The organism is Polaromonas sp., assembly GCF_041689105.1.
Taxonomy (GTDB): Bacteria; Pseudomonadota; Gammaproteobacteria; order Burkholderiales; family Burkholderiaceae_C; genus Polaromonas.
In genome coordinates this window covers 1-3,147 of the sequence record NZ_JBDNGU010000117.1, presented here as the reverse complement: position 1 = coordinate 3,147, position 3,147 = coordinate 1, and the positions used below count along the sequence as shown (strand labels likewise).

3 protein-coding genes are annotated in these 3,147 nt (G+C 56.5%); all 3 read right to left on the bottom strand.

Annotated elements, in window-relative coordinates:
• Positions 1-139: GTP-binding protein (locus tag ACESMT_RS13250; RefSeq protein WP_304838772.1), on the bottom strand; the 139-nt coding region annotated here is incomplete at its 3' end.
• Between the two features lie 197 nt (positions 140-336).
• Positions 337-2,439 carry an elongation factor G gene (fusA, locus tag ACESMT_RS13245; RefSeq protein ID WP_372827067.1) on the bottom strand — a complete coding sequence of 701 codons (2,103 nt, stop codon included), beginning with the start codon at positions 2,437-2,439 and terminating at the stop codon, positions 337-339.
• A 217-nt stretch (positions 2,440-2,656) separates the two neighbouring features.
• Entirely contained in the window at positions 2,657-3,130 is a 474-nt protein-coding gene (gene rpsG, locus ACESMT_RS13240; RefSeq protein WP_188710046.1) for a 30S ribosomal protein S7, read from the bottom strand.
• Between the last annotated feature and the right edge of the window lie 17 nt (positions 3,131-3,147).

The following is a 3,147-nucleotide window of genomic DNA, read 5'->3' as shown; positions in this document are numbered from 1 at the left end:
AGCCTTTGGCTTCGCCGCCGAATTTGGCTGCGAGCACGGTCGTGATCGCTGCCGTCAGTGTGGTCTTGCCATGGTCAACGTGCCCAATCGTGCCTACGTTGACGTGCGGCTTGGTCCGCTCAAATTTGCCTTTTGCCATTTCAAATCTCCAAAGAACATGCCCGTGTCTGTTTAACGTCTCCAGCTGAGGCCTCGCCACGGGCAGCGGGCCAACCACAAAAGTGGCGCCGAAGACAGGAAATCCATTCCAGCAACCGCCACGGAACCGGCTTTGCCGGGCCGTAGGCGGTGCCCCCTTGAGGGGGAGGCGGCAAAGCCGTCTCGGGGGTGTACTTTTTACTTGGCGCGTGCAGCCATGATGGCTTCGGACACATTGCGCGGGGCTTCCGAGTAATGCTTGAATTCCATGGTGTAGGTTGCACGACCCTGCGACATTGAACGCAGTGTGGTCGAGTAACCGAACATTTCAGACAGGGGCACTTCAGCCTTGATGGCCTTGCCGCCACCCACCATGTCTTCCATGCCCTGAACCATGCCGCGGCGCGAGGACAGGTCGCCCATCACGTTGCCAGCGTAGTCTTCAGGCGTCTCCACCTCGACCGCCATCATCGGCTCCAGAATCACCGGGCTGGCCTTGCGGCAGCCTTCTTTGAAGCCAAAAATCGCAGCCATCTTGAAGGCCATCTCGTTCGAGTCCACATCGTGGTACGAACCAAAATGCAGCGTGACTTTCACGTCAACCACCGGGTAGCCGGCCAGCACGCCCGAGGTCACTGCCTCGTGAATACCTTTTTCGACTGCAGGAATGTACTCGCGTGGCACCGTTCCGCCCTTGATGGCGTCAACAAACTCAATGCCTTTGCCTGGCTCGTTCGGCTCGATCTTGAGCACGACGTGGCCGTACTGACCCTTACCGCCGGACTGACGCACAAACTTGCCTTCTGCGTCTTCGATGGTCTTGCGAATCGTTTCGCGATAAGCCACTTGCGGCTTGCCAACGTTGGCTTCAACACCGAACTCGCGCTTCATGCGGTCAACAATGATTTCCAGATGCAGCTCGCCCATACCGGCGATCAGGGTCTGGCCAGACTCTTCGTCGGTTTTGACGCGGAAAGACGGATCTTCTTGCGCCAGGCGCTGCAAGGCGATGCCCATTTTTTCCTGGTCGACCTTGGTTTTTGGTTCCACGGCCTGGGTAATCACAGGCTCGGGGAACACCATGCGCTCCAGCATGACGATGGCATCCGGATCGCACAGGGTTTCACCCGTGGTCACGTCTTTCAGGCCCACACAGGCAGCGATGTCACCGGCGCGGATTTCGCTAACTTCTTCACGGTTGTTGGCGTGCATCTGCACAATACGACCGATGCGCTCTTTCTTGCCCTTGATCGGGTTGTAGACGCTGTCGCCTTTTTTCAGTACGCCGGAATAGACCCGTACGAAAGTGAGCTGGCCCACAAACGGGTCAGTCATCAGTTTGAATGCGAGTGCAGAAAACTTCTCGCTATCGTCAGCCTTGCGAGTGGTCGGTACTTCGTCTTCGTCCATGCCCTTGACGGGCGGAATGTCGACAGGCGATGGCATGAATTCAATCACGGCATCCAGCATGCGCTGCACGCCTTTGTTCTTGAAGGCAGAGCCGCAGTACATCGGCTGGATCTCGCTGGCGATGGTACGCGTGCGGATGCCCAGCTTGATCTCGTCCTCGGTCAAATCACCTTCTTCAAGGTACTTGTTCATGAATTCTTCAGAGGCCTCAGCCGCAGCTTCAACCATCTTCTCGCGCCACTCTTTAGCCAGTTCCAGCAGCTCAGCCGGAATGTCGCTGTAGGTGAACAACATGCCTTGTGAGGCCTCATCCCAGATGATGGCTTTCATCTTGATCAGGTCCACCACGCCGGTGAAGTTTTCTTCAGCGCCGATCGGGATCACCATAGGCACAGGGCTGGCTTTCAGGCGCAGCTTCATCTGCTCAACAACTTTGAAGAAGTTGGCACCAGTACGATCCATCTTGTTCACGAAAGCAAGGCGTGGAACCTTGTATTTGTTGGCCTGGCGCCAGACGGTTTCGGACTGGGGCTGAACACCACCCACGGCGCAATACACCATGCAAGCACCGTCAAGCACACGCATGGAACGCTCGACTTCAATCGTGAAGTCAACGTGGCCAGGGGTGTCGATGATGTTGATGCGGTGCTCAGGCAGGGACTTGTCCATGCCCTTCCAGAAGCAGGTGGTGGCTGCAGAGGTGATCGTGATGCCACGCTCCTGCTCCTGCTCCATCCAGTCCATGGTGGCAGCACCGTCGTGGACTTCACCAATTTTGTGGTTCACGCCCGTGTAAAACAGGACGCGTTCGGTGGTGGTGGTTTTACCAGCATCGATGTGGGCTGAAATACCGATATTGCGGTAGTTTTCAATGGGGGTTGCGCGGGGCATAAATTACTTTCAGTTCGGGATTGCGAACAAAGAGAAAAAGACTCGTTGAAAAACTGCCCACCCAGGCATCTCTTGTGTTTTTCTACGTGTCTGCCGTCAGGACCTTGTGCGCCCAGCGGCAGAAATTGGGGTTGAACCACCCGGAATCAAGGCGTTTGGCACCTTGAGCCCGGCCGGCAACCCGTCAAATCAATGCAGCAAATACTGCCAGCGAAAATCAGAAACGGAAGTGGCTGAACGCCTTGTTGGCTTCGGCCATGCGGTGAACTTCGTCACGTTTTTTCATGGCGCCGCCACGGCCTTCGGTGGCTTCCATAAGCTCATTGGCCAGACGCAGGGACATGGACTTCTCGCCGCGCTTCTTGGCGGCCTCCTTGAGCCAGCGCATGGCCAGGGCCATGCGGCGGACCGGACGCACTTCAACCGGCACCTGGTAGTTGGCACCGCCAACGCGGCGGGACTTCACTTCAACCATGGGCTTGATGTTGCCGATGGCCATGTGGAAAGCTTCCAGCGGGTCTTTGCCCGGGTTCTTTTTCTCGATGAAGTCGAGCGCGCCGTAAATGATGCGCTCTGCGACGGCTTTTTTGCCGCCTTGCATGATCACGTTCATGAATTTGGCAAGGTCAACATTGCCGTATTTCGGATCAGGAAGAATTTCACGTTTAGGGACTTCGCGACGACGTGGCATTTTTTCACCTCTTTGCT

Bases quoted from the DNA above. Each gene is read 5' to 3' on its own strand.
- fusA (WP_372827067.1), bottom strand. From the start codon at position 2,439: ATGCCCCGCGCAACCCCCATTGAAAACTACCGCAATATCGGTATTTCA.
- rpsG (WP_188710046.1), bottom strand. From the start codon at position 3,130: ATGCCACGTCGTCGCGAAGTCCCTAAACGTGAAATTCTTCCTGATCCG.